The following is a 20591-nucleotide window of genomic DNA, read 5'->3' as shown; positions in this document are numbered from 1 at the left end:
GCGACTGAATCCTCTCCTGCGCGGTGTCGCGAAACTTGCCGCGCGCCAGCGCCTTGCCTAAGTCCAGCCGCTGGCAGGTTGCGCCAGCAGCCGCACGAGAGGATCGCACGCGCGTGCAACTGAACGATATTTTCACGGCTCCCAACCTCGTCGCCCTGTTTCTGCAGCGCGCCGACGAGCAGGGCGAGGCCCCCTTCCTGACCGCCAAACATGGCGGCAGCTGGACCTCGATCTCCTATGCCGAAGCCGCGCGGCAAGTCTGCCTGCTGGCACAGGGGCTGCACAAGATGGGCCTTGGAAACGGCGACCGGGTGGTGATCGTGTCCGAAAACCGACCCGAATGGTGCATTGCCGATCTGGCGATCATGGCGGCAGGCTGTGTGACAGTGCCCGCCTACACCACCAACACGGTGAGCGATCACTGTCACATAATCGATAATTCCAACGCCAGCGCGGTGTTCGTTTCGGGCGAGAAGCTGGGCAAGACGCTGTTTCCCGCCATCATCCGCACCGGCGGCATCGGCCATGTCATCGCGATGGACCCGGTCCCCTCGTCACAGGCGGGCGATTTCCGGGTTCACCAGTGGAGCGAAGTGGTGCGCGGCGACTACGCCGAGGCACGCGCAGCAGTCGAGGCGCGCATCTCGCCCGTCACGCGCGACGACCTAGCCTGTATCATCTACACCAGCGGCACCAGCGGCAGCCCGCGCGGAGTGATGCTTCATCACGGGGCGATCCTGCACAATGTCGGCGCGGCCGGCGAACTGCTCGCCAAGGAGTTCGGCTGGGAACAGGAGCGATTCCTGTCGTTCCTGCCGCTCAGCCACGCGATGGAGCATACGGCAGGGTTCTATCTGCCCATTGGCCTGGGTGCCGACATCTGGTTTTCGGAAGGGCTCGACAAGCTTTCGAGCAATCTGGAAGAAGCGCAGCCGACCTTCATGATTGTGGTGCCGCGCCTGTTCGAGGTGTTGCGGGCCAAGATCATCAAGCAGGTAGAAAAGAAGGGCGGTAGCGCCCGGTTCCTGCTGGGGCGCGCGCTCAAGCTGGGCGTAAAGGTGGCCAACAATCGCCACGGTCTGATCGACAAGCCCACCGAAGCCCTGCTCGCGGCAACCTTGCGCCCCAAGGTGCGCGCGCTGTTCGGCGGGCGGATCAAGGCGCTGGTTTCGGGCGGCGCGCCGCTGAACCCCGAGGTCGGCGGGTTCTTTCAGGCGATGGGGCTGACCATGCTGCAAGGCTACGGCCAGACCGAAAGCGCGCCAGTTATCAGCGTGAACCTGCCCTCGGTCGGGATCGACCTTACAACCGTCGGCCCGCCGCTGCGCGATGTCGAGGTGCGCATTGGCGAGGATAACGAGATTCTCGTGCGCGGCGAGCTGGTGATGAAGGGCTATTGGCAGAACCCGCGCGATACCGCTGTCGCCATGAAGGATGGCTGGCTGCACACGGGCGACATCGGCCATATCGACAAGCGCGGACGGCTGGCAATTACCGACCGCAAGAAGGATATTATCGTTAACGACAAGGGCGATAACGTCGCGCCGCAAAAGCTTGAAGGGATGCTCACGCTGCAGCCCGAGATCGCGCAAGCGATGGTGGCGGGCGACAAGAAGCCTTATATGGTCGCCCTCGTGGTGCCCGATGAAGAGTGGATGAAGGGCTGGGCGCAAGCAAACGGCGAAAGCGCGGACCTTGCCAGCCTTCGCGAGTCGCCCGCATTCCGCAGCGCGATCAAAGCCGCGATCGACCGCACCAATTCCGACCTTTCGGTGATCGAGAAGATTCGCAAGTTCGCCTTCGCCGACGCGCCGTTCAGCGTCGAGAACGATCAGATGACGCCGACCTTGAAGATCCGCCGCCCCTTTATCCGCGCCGCCTATGGCGAGCGGCTTGAGGCGCTTTACTGACCGGCCAGATCCGGCTCAGGCGGCGTCGCTGAACACCCGCTCGGGAAAGAAGCTCGGTTCGCGCTCGGACCAGCCGGGGGCGGTGGCTGCCGTTTCCGAGAGGCTCTGCAGCAGTACCCGGCGGATACCGGGGCGAATCTGCGGCAGCGCGGCGGCGGCGCAGAACACCGCCGGCAGATAAGGCCGCGCCGAAGCGCCGAGCAGACGTTCGTACAAGAAGCGGAAAGCCGAGAAGGTCTCCAGCTGTTCGAGCGCCAGATCCTGCGCCGCGATACGAACCATGGCGCCCATGTAATAGGACAGGCCGTCCATCGTGTTCAGTTCCGGCGCTGCCTCACGCAAGCTGCGCAGCTCGCGATAGGCGAGGTATTGCTTGCGAATCGCACTGGCATTGCCGCCATCGGGGCACCACTGCTTGAAGGCATCACCGCGCCCCAGCGCGATGTCGAGGCTGCGTTCGATGAAGAGGCGCTCTATCGCGGAAAAGCCGGCGAATTCACGCATTTCGGCAATGGCAAGCGAAGCGGTGCTGGAATGGTACGACATAAGGCCAAGGTCCTTGCGATTCGTACAAGGACTGTCGCCCGCCGCGGTTATTTTAAGGTTAACGTGGTGATTAGATGAGTCCAGCTAGCGGCGAGGAAGGATCGGCATAGCGCCGACGCCCCATCCGTCCGGAGAGATAGGCATGGCGCCCGGCCTCCACCGCCAGCCGCATCGCGCGGGCCATGCGCACCGGATCTTTTGCCTCGGCAATGGCGGTGTTCATCAGCACGCCGTCACAGCCCAGCTCCATCGCCACCGCCGCATCCGAGGCTGTGCCAACGCCCGCATCGACCAGCACCGGCACGCTTGCGCCCTCTACGATCAGGCGAATCGTCACCTGGTTCTGGATGCCGAGGCCAGAGCCGATCGGCGCGCCCAGCGGCATTATCGCCACCGCCCCCGCCTCTTCCAGCTGCTTGGCTGCAATCGGATCGTCGGTGCAGTAGACCATCGGCTTGAAGCCCTCGCTGGCCAGCACCTCGGTCGCGCGCAGGGTTTCCTTCATGTTGGGGTAAAGCGTCTTGGCCTCGCCCAGCACTTCGAGCTTCACCAGGTCCCAGCCGCCCGCCTCGCGCGCAAGGCGCAGCGTGCGAATCGCGTCCTCGGCAGTGAAACAGCCGGCGGTGTTGGGCAAATAGGTGACCTTCTTGGGGTCGATATGGTCCATCAGCACCGGCTGGCTGGGATCGGAGATGTTCACCCGGCGCACTGCCACGGTGACGATCTCGGCCCCCGCCGCCTCGACTGCGGCGGCGTTCTGGGCGAAGTCCTTGTATTTCCCGGTGCCGACGATCAGGCGGCTGGTGAACCGATGCCCGGCCACTTCCCAGCTATCGTCGTCAGCCTCACCCGATCCGCCGCCGACGAAATGGACGATCTCAAGCTGATCGCCATCGCCCAGTTGCACTTCTCCCAGCCCCGAGCGCGGCGAAATCTCGCCATTGTGCTCGACCGCGACTTTCTCGGGGGCAAGGCCCAGTTCGCGCACGAGATCGGCAATGGTGGCGCAGGAGGTGCGGCGGCTTTCGCCGTTGACGGTGAGGGAGATCGTGCTGGTCATGTGCCAGCAGATAGCGCGCTTCAGGCGTGGCGCAAGTTCAGCACGTGCCCAACGGCCACCAGCGTGACGCCGATCATGGTCAGCACCACCTCTTCCGCGCCGTGGCCGACCGCAAGCGCGCCGCCCATAAACGAAAGGCCCGTCATCGCGACCACGAAAGGTAGCCGGCGCCGGTGCCGCACCGCACCGATGCCAATGGCGATACCCGCCACGATGACCGCCACAACCAGCCCAACACGGTGAATGGCAGGGTCGAGCAGGAAGGTCGCGCCAAGGCCCATCCCGGCCACCAACACCGTGCCCGCGATGCAGTGGACCAGGCACAGTGCGGACAGCACCACGCCTAGCCGATCGAATCGACCGCGAATCCCGGGCATTCTCTGCTCCATTCGACCCATGTATGTAACGCTATAACATTGCGCAAGTGCGAACTTTCGTTTCATGCCCTTGCCAAGCCGGCGCAAAAGGCACAGAGCCCCGCGCATTATGGTCGCACAGGACATTTCTCTCGTGGGCGGCGGAAGGCCGCTGGCATTGGCTCGCTGGCTGCTGGTTGTGGCCACGATGGTTTTCGCCATGGTGGTGATCGGCGGGATTACACGGCTCACCGAAAGCGGGCTCTCGATCACCGAATGGAAGCCGGTCACCGGCGCAATCCCCCCGCTGACCACGGCGCAATGGCAGGCCGAGTTCGAAGCATACCAGCAGATCGGTGAGTACCAGCAGGTCGCCGGGCCTGCCGGGATGACGCTGGGCGACTACCAGTTCATCTATTTCTGGGAGTGGGCGCACCGCCTGCTTGGCCGCCTGATCGGGCTGGCCTTTGCCTTGCCGCTGCTGGTGTTCTGGATGCGCGGGATGATCCCGGCGGGCTACAAGCCGCGCCTGCTCGCCCTGCTGGCGCTGGGCGGGCTGCAAGGTGCCTTCGGCTGGCTGATGGTCCGTTCGGGCCTTAACACCGAGATGACCGACGTCAGCCACTTCTGGCTCTCGATTCACCTGCTCACCGCGCTGTTCACGCTGGCCGGCCTCATCTGGACCGCGCGCGATCTTCGCGCCTTGCCGCGCGGCATCGGCCCGGCGCGGATGACTTCGCTCGGCATGCTGGTGGCAGTGATGCTGCTCGTTCAGCTCCTGCTCGGAGCCTGGGTGGCGGGGCTTAACGCAGGCCTTGCCTCCGACACCTGGCCGCTGATGCAGGGCCGCTTGGTGCCCGAGGCGGACTGGTCACGCGGGGTGCTGTGGACGTTCACCAGCGATCCCTACTGGCTGCATTTCCTCCATCGCTGGTGGGCTTTTGCCGTGCTGGGCGTGCTGATCGTGCTCGCCCGGAAGCTGCGTCCGCTTGACCGGCGCGCCTCGATTGCGATCCATTCGGCGGTGGGTGTGCAGATCCTGCTTGGCATTGCCACGGTGATGACCGGGGTGAATCTTTGGATCGCCGTTGCCCACCAAGCGGTCGGCGCGCTGCTGGTGGCGAGTACTGCCTGGGGCATTCATGCGGTCGGCCAGCGGCGGTGAGCATGGACGCGGCCCGCCTAGCGCTGGTCTGGTGCCCCTGCGAAAGCCGCGAGGAAGCGCGCCGCCTTGCTCGGGCTCTGGTGGCTGAGAAGCTGGTCGCCTGCGTCAACATTATAGGGCCCGTGCTCTCGGTCTTCGCCTGGGAGGGCGCGACCGACGAGAGCGAGGAATATGGCCTGCTGTGCAAGACCAGCTCCGACCGGATGGATGCCGCCATCGCGCGCCTCGACGAGTTGCACAGCTACGAAACCCCGGTGATCGTCGCTTGGAACGCCGATCAGACAACGCCGCAAACACTGGCTTGGCGATGCGCTGGGCGCCACAGCGGGTGAAACGGCGAGAGGTATTATTTTACCTCCACGCTAACCCGCACATTCGCTTGACTTAAACCCGCTCTCGGGACAAACGCCGCGCCTTCGCAAGGCCGGTTGCAGATGATTCTGCATTTACGCTGAAGCGGCCCAGTTCACTCATCGCTGTCCGGCCCACGGCCAGCGGCGATAGCAAGGATACCATAGCCCATGAAGGCGCTGACGAAAGTCACCCGGTCGATCAAACCGGCCGAGGTTGAAAAGAAGTGGCTTGTGATTGATGCCGAAGGTCTGGTCGTTGGCCGCCTCGCCTCGATCATTGCCAACCTGCTGCGCGGCAAGACCAAGCCGTTCTACACCCCCCACGTCGACTGCGGCGATCACGTGATCGTGCTCAACGTCGACAAGGTGCGTTTCACCGGCAACAAGATGAAGACGCACACCTACTACAAGCACACCGGCCACCCCGGCGGGCTCAAGGAAACCACCGCCGAGAAGGTTCTGGCCGGTCGCTTCCCCGAGCGCGTGCTGGAAAAGGCGGTTGAGCGCATGGTCCCGCGCGGCCCGCTTGGCCGCGTGCAGATGAGCAACCTGCATCTCTACACCGGCACCGAGCATCCCCACGCCGGGCAGAAGCCCGAAGTGCTCGACGTTGCCGCCATGAACCGCAAGAACAAGGTATCCGCCTGATGACCGACGAAAACAAAAGCGGCGAGACCAACTCGGTGAACGATCTGGCCGACCTCAAGAACGTGACCGGCGGCGTTGCCGATGCGGGCACCGAAGCTGGCGGCGAGGCTGGCGAAGCGGCTCCGGCTGCACCCACCGCTCCGCTGCGCGAGCAGGAACTTGACGCGCAGGGCCGTGCCTACGCCACCGGCCGCCGCAAGGACGCCGTGGCGCGCGTGTGGATCAAGCCAGGCACCGGCAAGGTCACCATCAACGGCCGCGACCAGGAAATCTATTTCGCCCGTCCCACCCTGCGTCTGGTCATCGACCAGCCTTTCACGATCTCGGACCGTCAGGGCCAGTACGACGTGGTGGCCACCGTTTCAGGCGGCGGTCTCTCGGGCCAGGCAGGCGCTGTGAAGCACGGCATCAGCCAGGCGTTGAGCAAGTTCGAGCCTGCCCTGCGCGGTACGATCAAGGCTGCTGGCTTCCTCACCCGCGACAGCCGCGTGGTCGAGCGCAAGAAGTACGGTCGTGCCAAGGCTCGTCGCAGCTTCCAGTTCTCGAAGCGCTGATTTCAGCCTTCACCCGAACACGAAAGGGCGGCCCTGCGGGGTCGCCCTTTTTCGTTGCGGCTTAGCTGTTGCCGCCGCGCAGCTTGTGGATCTGCCGTGCGACCAGCCAGCTGGCCGGGATCGCCAGCACGAAGCCTGCAACAGCCGCCAGCGCAATTTCGCGCCACCCGGCGTGCATGTCGATGGCGAGCACGGCGATCACACCGGCGCCCATCAGGCTGGTCGCGATGACGGCATGGAGGATGAGCGCAATCTTCAACATGAGCCAGTTCCCTTTGTCCGGACGCGGGGATGCTGCCACCGCGCACGGCCTCGGGCATTGTCTCAGGTCAACTCAGTAAACCGGTGGATCGCTTGGCGGAACGCGCCCGACCGGCGCGACAGGTTCGCCCGGTTCGCGTGGCGGCAAGGCATCCTCGGGCACATCGTCGATCTGCATTTCGCGCGTGCCGACATGCTCCAGGTTGCGCACGCAGACCTTAAGCTGTTCGCCATCCCAGTGCAGCTCGTTGAAGCTGGGCGGGGTCGAGCGAATGCGCTGCGACAGAGTGCCTGCGCCGATCATGCGCACCGGTCCGTGATCGGTCTGCTCCATGATGTCGAAAGCGTCGTGAACGTGCCCGCTGAGAACCGCCAGCACGCCGCGCTTCGCCAGCTCGTCAAGCGCGCGCTTCCCGCCATGGGTGAGCGCCGTGCCGCTGGTCCCCACCTCGCGCAGCGGGTGGTGTACGGTGACCAGCGCGCGCGTTCCGGGGGGCAAAGCGTCAATCGCGGCCAGGCAGCGGCGCAGCGCGCCCTTGCTCACCCAGCCTTTCGACCAGTTGATGCGCGGCTGTGCGCGCGCAGTGGTGTTCAGCGGAACCAGCGCCAGCCCGGGCACCACGATCTCGCGCTCGACCAGATCCTTCATTCCGTGAAAACGGCGATAAGGATCGAAGAACCGCTCGAAGAGGTTGAAGTAGGGCAGATCGTGGTTGCCGACATCGACCGTGACCGGCGCTTCGAGGCTGTTGATCCAACGGGTCGCGGCATCGAACTCGCGCTGACGCGCGCGCATCGTCAGGTCGCCGGTGATGGCCACCATGTCGGGGCATTGCTCGCTGATCTCGCGCGCGACCCAGGCGATCGCCCGCTCGTCGACGAGGCCGAAGTGGATATCGGAAAGGTGGAACAGAAGCTTGGTATCAGCCATCGGGCCGCGTCGTTAGCATATCGACCTCTGCATTTCCGAGACGAAATGTAACCGCCCCGCTGGCACTGACAGGCTCGCCATCGAGCAGCAGACCCAGCTCCTCCGCGCCGATGGTGCGCAAGGTGACGGCGTCCTCACGGCCCAGCACATCGTGCGGACCGGCGCGAAAATCGTGCTGCAGCAGAGCCACCGTCTGCTTCACATATTCGCCGGTGGTTTCGGCATGGAACGCGGTGATCTCGATACCCTCGCGCGTTGGCTCAAGCTGGATCAGCGGATAGCCCTCAGCCTTGCCCAGCGCCGGTTCGACACAAGCGACAGGCGGGCCTTCCAGCGTATGTTCGAGCGCGTCGCTCGCCTCGCGCGCCATTCCAGCGAGGTCGCGATTACGCATCGCCTCGCGCACGGTGTTCCAGCTGGTTCCAGGGCCGGTCAGCACCCCGGCATAGCCACTGCCAACCGCGCTCTCGATCATGGCCGCACGGCAGGTCGTCGCGCTGCCCTCGGCCACGGCATCGATCGCCTCCTTCATCTCGCAATCGCCGAACAACCGGTGAAACAGCAGGTTCATCGTGCCGCCCGGCAGCACCAGCACCTTGCCGCTCCAGCCTGCGAGCGCATCGAGCGCCGCATTGATCGTACCATCGCCTGCAAACAGCGCGGCGATCCCGATCCCGGCCGCGTCGAGCGCCTGATGCGTGGGCAAGTCGTCGCGCGGAAAGCTGGTCTCGTCAACGACGGGCAAGCCTCGGGCGCGGCAATGTTCGCGCACCCTCGCCAGCCCGGCTTCATCGTTGCTGCCGCTCGCCTCGTTATGAATGAGCCAGATGCCTTGCTTCACCGCCATACCTTTCAAAATGCGGGTCAGATACCCCGGTTCCCGTCACACACTGCGCCATATCATCCACGCCGCGGCGCCATTGCCCAAAGTGTAGAACGCGTAGAACACCAGCCAGGCCCCCGGCCCCGCGCGCGAGGCGAGCATCACGGCCACCAGCAGCGCGAATTCAAGCGCCAGACTGGCCCGCCGGGCGAGCCGGAACCGCTCCGGCGAAAGACCCGACAGCACCGGGTGCCGGCTGTTGAGCACCACGCTTTGGGCCAGGAAGTTGGCGATTCCAAGAAAGAAGGCGAGGGCGATTCCCATAATCGGGCCCTTCTGCCGCTTGCCAGAGGCCGAAGCAAATCGCCGCTGGTGGAGCGCAGTATGTCGTTCGTCGGCAGCGGCTGTCGTCGGTCGATCAGGCGCGGGGGAAGGTCGAGCGGAAGCGGACCAAGTCCATGGAATCGCCTAGGTCTTTTTGTGCGCCGCGACCGTTTAGCAGTCCCACCCGGTTGCGGCGCACCCGACCGAAGATTTCGCCCCCGACCAGGGTTCAGACAGGAGAGACAACATGCAGGCCATCACCATCAAACTCGCGATTGCCGCCAGCGCACTGGCGCTTGCCCCCACCGTTTCCGCCGCCGAAGGCGAACAGCGTTCGACCCGTGTGAGCTACGCCGACCTCGATCTTGCAACCGCCGAAGGCGTGGCCGAGCTCGATCGCCGGATCGACAGCGCCGCCCGCGAAGTGTGCGAGGCAGACCGCCAGACGACCGGCACCCGTCTCGAGTCGCGCGCAGCCCGCGAATGCGTGGAAACCGCCAGGAACCAGCTCGACCGCCACTTCGCGCAGATCAAGCGCGACGCGAAGCTGGGTGGCTGACACGCGCCATCCTCACCATGCGGGCCAGGCGCTGCCCCAATGGCGCTTCCGCATCGCCTGAGAAGCCGCCCTCAACCGGGGCGGCTTTCTTGTGCGCCGAGCCAATTGGCCGGCTCGCCTTACTCTCAACGCCCCGCCATGGCCTTGACCTTGCGCAGATAAGTCCGCCCGATCCGCAAGACCTCGCCATCGGCCAGTTCGGCGCACCAGACGCCCAGCCCTTCGTGCCGCAGTCCCTTGATGAAATCGCGGCGCAAGATGGTCGAGCGGTGAATACGAATGAACTTTTCCGGGTCGAGCCGCTCTTCCAGCCCGGCGATAGTCTGAAGCAGCAGATAACTGCGCCCCGACCCCACCGGATCGGTGTGCAGGCGGACATAGTCGCGCTCGGCATCGATGCGGTGGACCGAAGCGGCCTCGATCCGCAGCAGTTCGGAGCGATCGGGCACCCACAGCTCTTCCAGCCATGTCGGCGCGCCCGGCTCTGCCGGATCGCTCCGCCGGGCCAGCGCGCGTTCGATTGCGCGGGCGAGCCGATCTTTGCCGACCGGCTTGAGCACATAGTCGACCGCGTCGATATCGAAGGCCTCGACCGCGAAATTGTCGTGCGCGGTAACGAAGATCACCGCCGGCGGGGTGTCGCCCGCGCTGGCTTTCTTCGCCACGGCCAGCCCGTCCATGCCCGGCATGGTCATATCGAGCAGCAGCAGGTCGGGCTTGAGCTTTTCTGCCAGCCGCAAGGCCGCCTCGCCATCCGCCGCAGTGCCGACCACGGCGATGCCCGGCAGCTCGGCGCAAAGCACCTGCATCCGTTCCACCGCGAGCGGCTCGTCATCGACGATCAGCGTGCGCAGCGTGGGTTCGCTCATGATTTGCCCTCCGCTCAGGAACGTTTCGTAAGGATCGGCAGCCGCAGGTGCGTAGCATAGCCACCCGATACGAGGCCCGAAACCACGCTCGCTTCATCGCCGAACCGCGCCTCCAGCCGTTCGCGCACATTGGCAAGGCCGATGCCGTGGCCGTGATGATCGTCGGTGTCGTTCGCCCCCGCTCCGTTATCGGAAACGGTGATGACCAGCCGCCCGTATTCCTCGCGCGCAGCCAGCGTAATCGTGATCTCGCCGCCGCTGGGCGACACCGCGTGTTTGACCGAATTCTCCACCAGCGGTTGCAAAATCATGCCCGGCACCAGCGCATTCTCCAGCGCATGGGGAATCTCGTAAACCGTTCGCAAGCGCGAGGGGAAGCGCACCGCCTCGATTTCGAGATAGAGCTGCTGCAAGGCGATTTCCTGCCGCAGCGGCACATCGGAGGTGGGATCGTCGGCAAGGCTGCGGCGATAAAAGGTCGAGATCGTCTGGATCATCCGCTCGGCCGCTTCGGTCTTGCCGGTCAGCACCATCGCCGAGAGCGAGTTGAGCGTGTTGAACAGGAAGTGCGGATTCACTTGATAGCGCAAGCTGCGCAGCTCCGCCGCCTTGGCCGCGTTGCGAAACTCCTGTTCGCGCCGTTCCGCCGCCCGCGCACGCTCGCCGGTGAGCAGCGCGAGATAGAGCGCGCACCAGGCCAGCAGCAGGAAATAGCGGCTGGTGGCGAAGTCGATCAGCCGTTCACGCTCGGTCGCCAGCGCGACGTCCTGCTGGTCGGCCATCAAGGTGTCGTCGAGGCCCTGCTGCGCCATCTTCAACCCATCGACGGCAGCCTGCAATTCGGCAAAGATCACCGCATTGGCCTGCGCGGTCAGCATGGCGGCGGGCATGGCGAGCAGCAAGGCCGCGCCGATCTTCAGCCACATGGGCTGCGCATCGAACACCCGCAGCACCAGCCACAGGCCGAGCGTGATGAGAATCCCGCACAGGGTGGTCAGCAGCCGCAGCCACAACATTTCATCGAGGAACGGCAGGCCGAGCAGCTCGGCCCGCACGGTAATGAGCGCGAAGTACGTCGCCCACAGCCCCACGACCGAGGCGAACACGGTCCAGAACGGGACACGCGCGGCGGGCTGTGCAGTGCGACCGGGTTTCATCGCCATCCTCTAGCCTGCGCACCTAAGGCCCGGCCAGCCGGGCAGAACCGGTTGGTCGAGCCGAGTCGGCGCTTGGTCGAACGGGTGATCGATCACAGGTCCGCTCACGCGGTCGGCAACAGGCCTTCCTCGCGAATTTTCTTCTGCCAGTGCAGCGGGGCGAGCTTGTGGACGTTGTTGCCCTCGGCATCGACCGCGACCGTGACCGGCATGTCCTTCACCGTGAACTCGTAGATCGCTTCCATCCCGAGATCCTCGAAGCCGACCACCTTGGCCTCCTTGATCGCGCGGGCGACGAGATAGGCCGCGCCGCCCGTCGCCATCAGGTAGGCGACCTTGAAACGGCTGATCACGTCCACCGCATCGGCGCCGCGCTCGGCCTTGCCGATCATCGCCAGCAGGCCCTGATCGAGCATCATCTCGGTGAACTTGTCCATCCGGGTGGCGGTGGTGGGGCCAGCCGGGCCGACCACTTCGCCCATCACCGGGTCGACCGGGCCGACATAGTAGATCGCGCGGCCCTTGAATTCGACCGGCAGCTCTTCGCCCTTGGCCAGCATCTCCTGAATGCGCTTGTGCGCGGCATCGCGCCCGGTCAGCATCTTGCCGTTGAGGAGCAGGCGGTCGCCCATCTTCCAGCTCGCGACCACTTCGGGGGTGAGATTATCGAGATCGACGCGAATGGCCTCGGCGTCGGGCTCCCAGTGAACATCGGGCCAGGCATTGAGATCGGGCTGCGGCAGATAGGCCGGGCCGGAACCGTCGATGGTGATATGCGCATGGCGGGTGGCTGCGCAGTTGGGAATCATCGCCACCGGCTTGCCCGCGGCATGGCACGGCGCATCGAGGATCTTCACGTCGAGCACGGTGGAGAGCCCACCAAGCCCCTGCGCGCCCACGCCCTGCGCGTTGACCGCGTCGAAAATGTCGATCCGCAGCTGTTCCAGATCGGTCTGGGCCCCGCGCTGCTTGAGCTGCGCCATGTCGATCTGCTCCATCAGCGAGAGCTTGGCGAGCTTCACGCAGTGCTCGGCCGTGCCGCCGATACCGATCCCCAGCATCCCCGGCGGACACCAGCCCGCGCCCATCGAGGGAATTTGTTCCAGCACCCAGTCGACGATATTGTCGCTGGGGTTCATCATCTTGAACTTGCTCTTGTTCTCGCTGCCGCCGCCCTTGGCCGCAACATCGATGCTGACCGTGCGCCCCGGCACCATTTCGACCGAAAGCACGCAAGGCGTGTTGTCGCGGGTGTTGCGACGGGTGAAGGCCGGATCGGCCAGGATCGATGCGCGCAGCTTGTTGTCGGGATTGTTGTATGCCCGGCGCACACCCTCGTCGACGACCTCCTGCAGGCTCTGCTTCGATTCGAGGCGGCATTCCTGCCCCCACTTGATGAACACGTTGACGATCCCGGTGTCCTGGCAGATCGGGCGGTGCCCCTCGGCGCACATGCGGCTGTTGGTGAGGATCTGCGCGATGGCATCCTTCGCCGCCGGGCCTTGCTCGGCCTTATAGGCCTCGCCCAGCGCGGTGATGTAATCCATCGGGTGATAGTATGAGATATACTGCAGTGCATCGGCGACCGTCTCGATCAGGTCGTCCTCGCGGATCGTCACCATGTCGCTCATCGTCTCGTAACTCCTGTTGGTCGATGGCCCCTAACCAATGCGATCGCCGCGCGACAGTTTGCGACGGTCAAAGGCCTTGGCCTTGGCTTTGGTTGCGCTTAAGGCACTTTGCGCCGCATCCGACAAGAGTTTGCTGAAGAGACTATGCTGGAAACCACCCTGAGCCCGACAAATCCTGCACGCCGTGCGATGATCGACAGTCAACTGCGCACCAGCGGTGTAAACGCACCCTTCGTGCTTTCGCGCATGACCGCGGTCGCCCGTGAGGAGTTCGTGCCCGAAGCCTTGCGCGCCACGGCCTATATGGACCGGGCGATCCGGCTTGAAGGCGGCGGCGCCCTGCCCGCACCGGTGGTGCAGGGAATGATGCTGCAGGAAGCCGCGCCCAAGGGCGACGAGGTAGCTATCGTGGTCACCAACGGCAGCGGCTATCTGGCCGAGCTGCTGCGCCCGCTCGTCGCCGAAGTGATCGCGCTGACCCCCGCCGAGGCCGCCAGTGCCGGCACCGGGGGCAAGCCTGCCGATCTGCTTCTGGTCGATGGCGCTGCCGAACAGCTGCCCGAGAGCCTGCTGGCCCGGCTCGCCGAAGATGCCCGCATCGTCACCGGCGTGGTCGAAGGCAGCGTCACCCGCCTCGCGATCGGCCGCAAGACCGATAACAAGGCGGCGCTGTTCCCTGTCCAGGACATGGGCATTCCGCGCATTAGCGCTTTTGACGCTCCGAAGGGCTGGAGCTTCTGACCATGCAACCCCGCTCGGCCATCGTGGTGCTGCTCGCTTCTGCCTGCCTGATTGCCAGCCCCGCCCAAGCGGATACACTGAAGGACGCGCTCGCATCGGCCTATGCCGAAAACCCCACACTCGAAGCCGCCCGCGCCCAGCTGCGCGCGACCGACGAGAATGTGGTAATCCAGCGTGCCAGCGGGCTGCCCAGTGCCAGCGCCTCGGGCACTTACACCGAGTACCTCAAGCAGAATTCGACGAACTTCATCTCGCCCGACCGGGCGGTCAACGCAGGCGTCGATCTGGCCGTGCCGCTCTATCAGGGCGGCGCCGTGCGCAACGGCGTGCTCGCGGCAGAAACGCGGGTGGAAGCAGGCCGCGCCGACCTGCGCGGCACCGAGAGCGCCGTGTTCAGCCAGGTTGTCGCCGCTTACATGGATGTGATCCGCAATGAAGCGATCGTCGGTCTGTCAGCAAACAACGTCGAGGTGCTCGAAGTCAATTACCAGGCTACCAGCGACCGGTTCGAGATCGGCGATCTCACCCGCACCGACGTGGCCCAGTCCGATGCGCGGCTTGCGCTGGCACGCAGCAACCTGCAATCGGCCGAAGCGAACCTCATCACCGCGCGCGAACGCTATGTCGAACTGGTCGGCAATGCGCCGGGCGAGCTGGCCCCGCCGCCACCGCTGCCGGGACTGCCCAGCGATGTCGACACCGCCGTTCAGATCGCGCTTGAAAACAATCCCGACCTGATCGCCGCGCTCGAACGCGCGCAGGCATCGCGTTATGATATCGACGTGGCCGGGGCAGGGCGCCTGCCGACGCTCGAAGCCTTCGGCACGGGCGGCTATCAGAACTATCTCGGCACGCTCAGCGACCCGAACACGTCCGAGGCTTCGACCACCGCGCAGGCTGGCCTACGTCTGCGCTTGCCGCTGTTCCAGGGTGGCCGCGTTTCGGCGCGCGAGCGTCAGGCCCAGGCCAATTCACAGGCCGCGCTCGAACAGGTGGTAGCGACAGAGCGCGCGATCATCGCGCAGGTCCGCGGCGCCTATTCGAGCTGGCGCGCGGCCAGTGCCATCGTTCGCTCCTCGCAAAACGCCGTGGATGCCGCCGCTCTCAGCCTCGAAGGCGTGCGGGCGGAGAATACGGTGGGCAACCGCACCATCCTCGATATCCTCAACGCCCAGCAGGAACTGCTGAATGCGCAGGTCGAATTGGTGACGGCGCGGCGCAATGCCTATGTAGCGGGCTTCACCCTGCTTGCCGCCATGGGCCGCGCCGAAGCGCGCGACCTCGGCCTTGCCGACTATGGCCCGCTGTACGATCCGGTCGTCAATTATAACCGTGTGCGCGGCAATGTGTGGGACTGGAGCCGCGAGGAAGACCCGGTGACCCAGAGCATCCGTACGGTTGACATCCCGGCGCAAGACGCGGAAATTCCCGAGACCACTGGGCCGGAGCAATAGCCATGCAGCACTCTGAAGCTTCGACCGAGGAAATCCTCGGCATCATCAAGCGAGTGATCGAACGCGAAAACCGCGAAGTCGCTGCCGATGAGAAGCGCAAGCGCGAATCTGTGCGCTTTGCCACCGCGCTGCGCCCATCCGGCCGGGTGGAGAATGGCGAAGCTCTGATCACCGGCTCCGATGCCGATGAAGTGCTCGATTTGGGCGAGGCCGAACTGGTCGTAGACAGCGATCACGCGGCAGAGCTGGCTGACCGCGACGACAGCCCGGCAGGCAGCGACAAGGCGGGGCCGCAAGCCGAGCCTGAAACTCTCACCAGCACCGCCGCCCGCAAGAGCGTGAACGACAGCTTCGCCGCCCTGGCGATGCTTGCACAAGGCGATGCGGAGGGTTCCGACGCGCCCAGCGAAAGCCCGCTGGAAGGCATGGTGCGCGACATGGTGCGCCCGATGCTGGCCGAATGGCTCGACACGAACCTTCCCGCAGTGGTCGAACGGCTGGTGCGCGAAGAGATCGACCGTATCGCGGGGAAAGCACGCTGAGCGAGCTGGCAAAGGCGCAGCGCGCGCTGACCAAAATCGGCGGCAGCGCGATTCATCGCCAGATCTTCCTCTGCGGCATATCGGAAAAGCAGAAGTGCTGCCGCCGCGAGGAAGGCGAACGCGCGTGGAAATACCTCAAGAAGCGGCTGAAAGAACTGCGTTTGGTCGGCCCGGTTCAGCGCACCAAAGCCGATTGCCTGCAGATCTGTGACGCCGGGCCGATCGCGGTCGTCTGGCCCGATGGCGTCTGGTATCATTCGTGCAACGAAGACGTACTCGAACAGATCATCCAGCGGCATCTGATTGGCGGCGAACCAGTTGAGGAATACCGCCTCCGCCCTGCCAGCTAGTCTTTCCAGCGCGCCTTGCGGCGATCAAGCGGCGGCGGTGCCTGCGGATCGAGCTTATCGAGCGAGTTTTCGACCGACTCGTCATGGCCCGTGCCGCTGGAGAGGAACACCAGCCCCATCAGCGCGCTCATCAGCAGCATCGAGAAACCGATTCCCAGCGCGGTGGCGATGAAGAAGTGCGGCGAAACGTTTTCGACCTGGGTGTAAATCACGGTCAGCGCCACGATCACCGTAACCACGGTGAAGGCGAACATGAACCGCATCAGGCGGCGATAGCGCGCCCAGGCGTAAGCGGCCTTCTTCGGATCGTCGAGCGGGGAGGGGCCGGGCATGCAGCCTCCAATGCCCGTTCGCGCGCGCGCCTGCAAGGCCAGCCTTGCTCCCGATTTGCGCAGACCGGGCAAAGCGTGGCATTATACGGACAAGCCCGCATCAAGGCAGGGCAGGGGAGGTCACCGCATGACGATTGCCAGCATTCTCGAAAGCCGCGACTCGCAGGTCATTTCCTGCACCGCCACCGACAGCGTCCAGACCGCAGCCGGGCTGCTTGCGGAAAGGCGCATCGGTGCCTTGCCAGTGCTCGCGGGGGACGAGATCGCGGGGATATTCTCCGAGCGCGACCTGCTCTACTCGGTCGCGCGCGAGGGCGAAGGCGCGCTCCAGCGCACGGTGGGCGAGGTGATGACCAGCCCGCCGATCACCATCGAACTGGGCACCAGCGTGCTCAGGGCTTTGTCGCTCATGACGCGGCGGCGCATCCGCCACCTGCCGGTGATGGACGGCCAGCGCATGGTCGGCTTCGTTTCCATCGGCGATCTGATCAAATTCCGCATGGATCAGATCGAATCCGAGGCCGATCAAATGCGCGAATATATCGCCTCGGCTTGAGCCTGCGCCTGGCAAGGCTTAGATCAGGGGCATGACCAGCCCCCTGACCCTCACCGAAGCCGCTGCCGCACGTATCAATGCGATTGCCGAACGGCAGCAAAAGCCCGCCATCCTGCGCCTTTCGGTGGAGGGCGGGGGCTGTTCGGGCTTCCAGTACAAGTTCGACCTCGCCCAAGCCGCCGAGGACGACGACGCGGTGAGCGAGACGGCGGGCGTGCGGCTGGTGGTCGATCCGGTCAGCCTCGATCTCGTGAACGGCGCAACGGTCGATTATGTCGAATCGCTGGGCGGGGCGGCCTTCCGGGTCGAGAACCCCAATGCCGCCGCCGGTTGCGGCTGCGGTTCGAGCTTCGGCATCTGACGTGAGAATCGCCAGTTTCAACATCAATGGCGTGAAAGCGCGCCTGCCGCGCCTGATCGAATGGCTGGAGGAGACACGCCCCGCCATCGCCTGCCTGCAGGAGATCAAGAGCCAGGACGAGGGCTTTCCGAGGAAAGAGTTCGAGGCGATCGGCTATCACGTCGAGACCCACGGCCAGAAGGGCTTCAACGGCGTCGCTATCCTCACCGACGGCGGCCCGGCCGAAAACGTCTCGCGCGGGCTTCCGGGCGATGACGACGATGAACAGGCCCGCTTCATCGAAGCGGATTTTCAGGGCGTCCACGTCGCCAACCTCTACCTGCCCAACGGCAACCCGCAGCCCGGCCCCAAGTTTGATTACAAGCTGGCGTGGATGGAGCGGCTGCGCCTTCACCTCGACGGCCTGCTGGCGAGCGAGAAGCCCTGCGTGGTGCTGGGCGACTTCAATGTGATTCCCGAGGACAAGGACGTGTTCTCGGTGAGGGCGATGGCGACCGACGCGCTGATGCAGCCCGAATCGCGCGACGCCTATGCCCGCCTGCTGGGCCAGGGCTGGACCGATGCGCTGAACGTGCTCAACCCGCGCGGCGGCGTCTGGACCTTCTGGGACTATCAGGCCGGCGCTTGGCAGCGCGACCACGGTTTCCGCATCGATCACCTGCTGCTGTCGCCCGAATGCGCCGACCGCATGAGCGCCGCCGGTGTCGACAAGGGATATCGCGGGCGCGAGAAGGCCAGCGATCACGCCCCGGTCTGGGTCGAGCTGGACTGAGCCTGTAAAGGCGCGCGGGCAGGGCGCTCAGGCCCCGCTCGCTACCTCAACGATAGAAAATGTGGCTGTCGATGGTGGCGCGTGCCACCTTGGTGCGGGCCCAGCGCGGATTCACGCGGGTGGCGTGGAAATAGAGCGCATCGTCGGCGTCGCTGGCCCACATTTCGCTTTCGGCGATATGGGCGATCGCCTTGGCGCGCTGCCATGCGGCAGAGCTGCGATTGGGCTCCGGGATACGACCGCCGCGCACGAACGAGAATTGCGCCCGCTGCTTCACGACGCTGCAATAGCTGTCGGGGAAAGCCGCGCTCTCGGCGCGGTTAATCACCACCCGTGCCACGGCAAGCTGGCCTGCCAGCGGTTCGCCGCGCGATTCGAAATAGATGGCCTGCGCGAGACACTTGATGTCGCCGCTCAGTGTGTCGTCGATTTCGGTTTGCGCAACCAGTTCGCGCAGGTTGCTGACATCGACCGGCGGCAGCGCGATAGCTGGCGCGGCATCGTCGCCAATGTCCTGGACCACCGGGCTGGCCACGAAGCGCACTTCGTCAGCAGCGGCGTCCTCGGACGGGGTCTCTTCGATCATCTGGGGCTGATCGCCCACGCCCTGATCCTGGGCTCTTGCGCCTTCGGCAATCGTGCCGACAGTCGCACCAAACAGTGTCACGGCCGAGACAATCGCCCCGACGCGAAGGAAACCTGCAGTCATGTATCCCGTCACCATGGCGGTGAGAAGCCAGTCCGGGCCAAAGGCTTGCCAGCGCGATCCAATTAGCGCTTGGCAAGGCCACATCCGATTGCGGTGGCCCGGCGTCTTCTCCCCGTCTGCGCACCACAATGACCGGCCGAAATGCCGATTGTCATGGTTTACGCTTCTTCAGGAAAGGCGCGGGCCAAATAGCCATCGACTGTCGAATGTCAACCGAGGTGCGGTCACTTGGTCAGAAACTGTGCCGCCTCGGGATGATCCAGCTCGACCACCCACAGATCATGGTCCTGGCGTTTGCGTCGCTGCCAGTATTCCATGATTTCGATAGGGTTTTCAGACGCTTCCTGCTTGATTGGCGTCCATTTTCGGGTGCCGTCCAGCTGCGGCATTCGTTCGAACAGGCAACCGTTTGTGCCTCTATGGCAACAGATAACCAGCAATGTCCCGGCCTCGCGTTCTCCCTTAGCCAGAACGGCGCCAAAGCCTCCTTGTGCCTCCACTGCGCGCAGCAGCCCGGTCACTTCGAGGTGGGCGGGGATTCGCGCCATATCCAAACCGCGCGCCTTATCAGCCCGGCAAGCGGTAGCCGTCGAGGCCCGACAGCGCGATGCGCGAGCGCATGAAGGTGCCGGTGCCGCGCCCGATCTCGTCGCCCTCTTCGTCGGTCAGATGCGCCTCGGCGATAAACACGCGGCGCTTGCCGCTGATCCAGCGCCCCTCGGCCACAACCTTTCCCGCACGCACCGGCTTGGTGAAATGGAGGTTGAAGCCCGTGGTCAGCAAAAACCGGTCCGAAACCAGCGAATTGGCGGCATAGAAGGCCGCATCGTCGAGCATCTTGAAATAGATCGTGCCATGCGCGGCGCCAGCGGCGTGATAGACCCGCTCGTCGACGTCGAAGGCAATGCGCGCCACGCCCGGCGCGGTGATTTCCAGGCGCGATTCGAACAGGTTGTTGATCGGGGCCGAGGCATAGAGATGCTCGAGCGCGCGATAGTGCGCCTGCGCTCCGCTCGCCGAAGCGGGAGGCCCGCGATCAGGCGGCGTCACGGTCCGACGCATTGGTGAGCAGGCCATACAGCGCCTCACCGTCGGGGGCGTCGCTCAGCGCCTCGTGGACGTCCTCATCGCGCATCAGGCGCGAAATCTCGGCCAGGGCATAAAGATGCATGGCCCCGCTACCCTCGGGCGAAAGCAGGCCGAACACGAGATCGACCGGCATCCCATCGGCAGCGGCAAAGTCCGCTGGCCGCTCAAGCCGCAGCAGCGCTCCAATCGGCCGCTTGATACCAGCAATGCGCGCATGGGGAATCGCCACGCCGCGTCCGAAGCCGGTGCTCCCGAGGCTCTCGCGCTCGAGCAGCGCCTCGAGCACCTGCGTCGCATCGAGCGCATAGGCGCGCGCGAACAGCTCGCTCAACTGCTGAAGGATGTCATCCTTGGTCGCCGCATCGACAATGTCGACCGACTGCGGGTTCATGGCAAAGGTGGCATGCATGATCTTGTGGTTTCGTTCTTCCGCGAGGCAGCTGTTACAGCCCCGGCTACGGGGCCACATCCAGCGGATGCAGCCCCTATAGTCGAAAAGCTATGACGGGACCCTTACACCAGCGACGAAAGGTCCGGT

28 protein-coding genes are annotated in these 20591 nt (G+C 64.8%); 13 read left to right on the top strand and 15 right to left on the bottom strand.

What is annotated here, in order from left to right; all coding sequences use genetic code 11:
• Positions 1-113 precede the first annotated feature (113 nt).
• Positions 114-1910: an AMP-dependent synthetase/ligase gene (locus E0473_RS08900; RefSeq protein WP_137680902.1), complete on the top strand. Its 1797-nt coding sequence runs from the start codon at positions 114-116 to the stop codon at positions 1908-1910.
• 15 nt (positions 1911-1925) lie between these two features.
• On the opposite strand, the gene E0473_RS08895 is transcribed toward E0473_RS08900, so the two are convergent.
• From E0473_RS08895 to E0473_RS08885, 3 genes are all read right to left on the bottom strand, one after another.
• Entirely contained in the window at positions 1926-2456 is a 531-nt protein-coding gene (locus tag E0473_RS08895; RefSeq protein WP_137680509.1) for a hypothetical protein, read from the bottom strand.
• A 70-nt stretch (positions 2457-2526) separates the two neighbouring features.
• The gene (gene thiS / locus E0473_RS08890; protein WP_137680508.1) at positions 2527-3516 is read right to left on the bottom strand and encodes a sulfur carrier protein ThiS; all 990 of its coding nucleotides are present in this window, start codon (positions 3514-3516) and stop codon (positions 2527-2529) included.
• Positions 3517-3536: 20 nt separating this feature from the next.
• The gene (locus tag E0473_RS08885) at positions 3537-3893 is read right to left on the bottom strand and encodes a MerC domain-containing protein (RefSeq protein ID WP_241657417.1); all 357 of its coding nucleotides are present in this window, start codon (positions 3891-3893) and stop codon (positions 3537-3539) included.
• Between the two features lie 109 nt (positions 3894-4002).
• On the opposite strand from E0473_RS08885, the gene E0473_RS08880 reads away from it, so the two are divergent.
• The 4 genes from E0473_RS08880 to rpsI all read left to right on the top strand — a co-directional run bounded on the left by E0473_RS08880 (position 4003) and on the right by rpsI (position 6592).
• Positions 4003-5037 carry a COX15/CtaA family protein gene (locus E0473_RS08880; RefSeq protein WP_137680506.1) on the top strand — a complete coding sequence of 345 codons (1035 nt, stop codon included), beginning with the start codon at positions 4003-4005 and terminating at the stop codon, positions 5035-5037.
• Positions 5038-5039: 2 nt separating this feature from the next.
• Positions 5040-5369 (top strand): divalent-cation tolerance protein CutA, encoded by a 330-nt coding sequence (gene cutA / locus E0473_RS08875; RefSeq protein ID WP_137680505.1) that lies wholly within the window; start codon positions 5040-5042, stop codon positions 5367-5369.
• A gap of 189 nt (positions 5370-5558) precedes the next feature.
• Positions 5559-6038 (top strand): 50S ribosomal protein L13, encoded by a 480-nt coding sequence (gene rplM, locus E0473_RS08870; protein WP_137680504.1) that lies wholly within the window; start codon positions 5559-5561, stop codon positions 6036-6038.
• A complete protein-coding gene (gene rpsI, locus E0473_RS08865; protein WP_137680503.1) occupies positions 6038-6592 on the top strand; it encodes a 30S ribosomal protein S9 in 555 nt (184 codons plus the stop codon). The genes rplM and rpsI overlap by 1 nt, the downstream gene beginning before the upstream one ends.
• Positions 6593-6653: 61 nt before the next feature.
• Here the strand turns inward: rpsI and E0473_RS08860 are convergent, their stop codons facing one another.
• The 4 genes from E0473_RS08860 to E0473_RS08845 all read right to left on the bottom strand — a co-directional run bounded on the left by E0473_RS08860 (position 6654) and on the right by E0473_RS08845 (position 8931).
• Complete coding sequence (locus E0473_RS08860) at positions 6654-6854, bottom strand: hypothetical protein (protein ID WP_137680502.1); 201 nt, start codon at positions 6852-6854, stop codon at positions 6654-6656.
• Positions 6855-6926: 72 nt separating this feature from the next.
• On the bottom strand, positions 6927-7784 hold the full coding sequence (locus E0473_RS08855; RefSeq protein WP_137680501.1) for a metallophosphoesterase family protein: 858 nt from the start codon (positions 7782-7784) through the stop codon (positions 6927-6929).
• Entirely contained in the window at positions 7777-8625 is an 849-nt protein-coding gene (locus E0473_RS08850) for a diacylglycerol/lipid kinase family protein (protein ID WP_161981550.1), read from the bottom strand. The genes E0473_RS08855 and E0473_RS08850 overlap by 8 nt, the downstream gene beginning before the upstream one ends.
• Positions 8626-8667: 42 nt before the next feature.
• The gene (locus E0473_RS08845) at positions 8668-8931 is read right to left on the bottom strand and encodes a hypothetical protein (RefSeq protein ID WP_137680499.1); all 264 of its coding nucleotides are present in this window, start codon (positions 8929-8931) and stop codon (positions 8668-8670) included.
• Positions 8932-9178: 247 nt separating this feature from the next.
• On the opposite strand from E0473_RS08845, the gene E0473_RS08840 reads away from it, so the two are divergent.
• Positions 9179-9490, top strand: coding sequence for a UrcA family protein (locus E0473_RS08840; protein ID WP_137680498.1), 312 nt, complete (start codon positions 9179-9181; stop codon positions 9488-9490).
• Positions 9491-9615: 125 nt separating this feature from the next.
• Here the strand turns inward: E0473_RS08840 and E0473_RS08835 are convergent, their stop codons facing one another.
• The 3 genes from E0473_RS08835 to E0473_RS08825 form a co-directional block, all read right to left on the bottom strand.
• On the bottom strand, positions 9616-10359 hold the full coding sequence (locus E0473_RS08835) for a LytR/AlgR family response regulator transcription factor (RefSeq protein ID WP_137680497.1): 744 nt from the start codon (positions 10357-10359) through the stop codon (positions 9616-9618).
• Positions 10360-10373: 14 nt separating this feature from the next.
• Positions 10374-11522 (bottom strand): histidine kinase, encoded by a 1149-nt coding sequence (locus E0473_RS08830; RefSeq protein ID WP_137680496.1) that lies wholly within the window; start codon positions 11520-11522, stop codon positions 10374-10376.
• Positions 11523-11620: 98 nt separating this feature from the next.
• Positions 11621-13138 (bottom strand): fumarate hydratase, encoded by a 1518-nt coding sequence (locus E0473_RS08825; protein WP_137680901.1) that lies wholly within the window; start codon positions 13136-13138, stop codon positions 11621-11623.
• A 153-nt stretch (positions 13139-13291) separates the two neighbouring features.
• Between E0473_RS08825 and E0473_RS08820 the strand changes: the two genes are divergently transcribed.
• The 4 genes from E0473_RS08820 to E0473_RS08805 are packed head-to-tail and all read left to right on the top strand — an operon-like array spanning position 13292 to position 16234.
• Positions 13292-13888 (top strand): protein-L-isoaspartate O-methyltransferase family protein, encoded by a 597-nt coding sequence (locus E0473_RS08820; protein ID WP_137680495.1) that lies wholly within the window; start codon positions 13292-13294, stop codon positions 13886-13888.
• 2 nt (positions 13889-13890) lie between these two features.
• Positions 13891-15342, top strand: coding sequence for a TolC family outer membrane protein (locus tag E0473_RS08815; protein WP_137680494.1), 1452 nt, complete (start codon positions 13891-13893; stop codon positions 15340-15342).
• Between the two features lie 2 nt (positions 15343-15344).
• Positions 15345-15884: a DUF2497 domain-containing protein gene (locus E0473_RS08810; protein WP_137680493.1), complete on the top strand. Its 540-nt coding sequence runs from the start codon at positions 15345-15347 to the stop codon at positions 15882-15884.
• On the top strand, positions 15803-16234 hold the full coding sequence (locus E0473_RS08805; protein ID WP_241657416.1) for a (2Fe-2S) ferredoxin domain-containing protein: 432 nt from the start codon (positions 15803-15805) through the stop codon (positions 16232-16234). Before E0473_RS08810 ends, E0473_RS08805 begins: the two co-directional genes overlap by 82 nt.
• Here E0473_RS08805 and E0473_RS08800 read toward each other — a convergent pair.
• Positions 16231-16566: a hypothetical protein gene (locus E0473_RS08800; RefSeq protein WP_137680492.1), complete on the bottom strand. Its 336-nt coding sequence runs from the start codon at positions 16564-16566 to the stop codon at positions 16231-16233. The two genes, E0473_RS08805 and E0473_RS08800, sit on opposite strands and share 4 nt — an antisense overlap.
• Before the next feature lie 127 nt (positions 16567-16693).
• Between E0473_RS08800 and E0473_RS08795 the strand changes: the two genes are divergently transcribed.
• The 3 genes from E0473_RS08795 to xth are packed head-to-tail and all read left to right on the top strand — an operon-like array spanning position 16694 to position 18255.
• Positions 16694-17122 carry a CBS domain-containing protein gene (locus E0473_RS08795; protein WP_137680491.1) on the top strand — a complete coding sequence of 143 codons (429 nt, stop codon included), beginning with the start codon at positions 16694-16696 and terminating at the stop codon, positions 17120-17122.
• Between the two features lie 31 nt (positions 17123-17153).
• A complete protein-coding gene (erpA, locus tag E0473_RS08790; RefSeq protein ID WP_137680490.1) occupies positions 17154-17483 on the top strand; it encodes an iron-sulfur cluster insertion protein ErpA in 330 nt (109 codons plus the stop codon).
• 1 nt (position 17484) lies between these two features.
• Positions 17485-18255, top strand: coding sequence for an exodeoxyribonuclease III (gene xth, locus E0473_RS08785; RefSeq protein ID WP_241657415.1), 771 nt, complete (start codon positions 17485-17487; stop codon positions 18253-18255).
• 46 nt (positions 18256-18301) lie between these two features.
• Here xth and E0473_RS08780 read toward each other — a convergent pair whose 3' ends face one another.
• From E0473_RS08780 to E0473_RS08765, 4 genes are all read right to left on the bottom strand, one after another.
• On the bottom strand, positions 18302-18964 hold the full coding sequence (locus tag E0473_RS08780) for a cell wall hydrolase (RefSeq protein WP_241657414.1): 663 nt from the start codon (positions 18962-18964) through the stop codon (positions 18302-18304).
• Positions 18965-19188: 224 nt separating this feature from the next.
• Positions 19189-19512: a DUF1491 family protein gene (locus tag E0473_RS08775; protein WP_137680488.1), complete on the bottom strand. Its 324-nt coding sequence runs from the start codon at positions 19510-19512 to the stop codon at positions 19189-19191.
• Between the two features lie 19 nt (positions 19513-19531).
• Positions 19532-20026 (bottom strand): PaaI family thioesterase, encoded by a 495-nt coding sequence (locus tag E0473_RS08770; RefSeq protein ID WP_241657413.1) that lies wholly within the window; start codon positions 20024-20026, stop codon positions 19532-19534.
• A complete protein-coding gene (locus E0473_RS08765) occupies positions 20001-20462 on the bottom strand; it encodes a PTS sugar transporter subunit IIA (RefSeq protein ID WP_137680486.1) in 462 nt (153 codons plus the stop codon). Before E0473_RS08765 ends, E0473_RS08770 begins: the two co-directional genes overlap by 26 nt.
• Between the last annotated feature and the right edge of the window lie 129 nt (positions 20463-20591).

Source organism: Aurantiacibacter suaedae (genome assembly GCF_005434915.1).
Taxonomy (GTDB): Bacteria; Pseudomonadota; Alphaproteobacteria; order Sphingomonadales; family Sphingomonadaceae; genus Alteraurantiacibacter; species Alteraurantiacibacter suaedae.
This window is presented reverse-complemented; position numbering and strand designations above follow the sequence as displayed.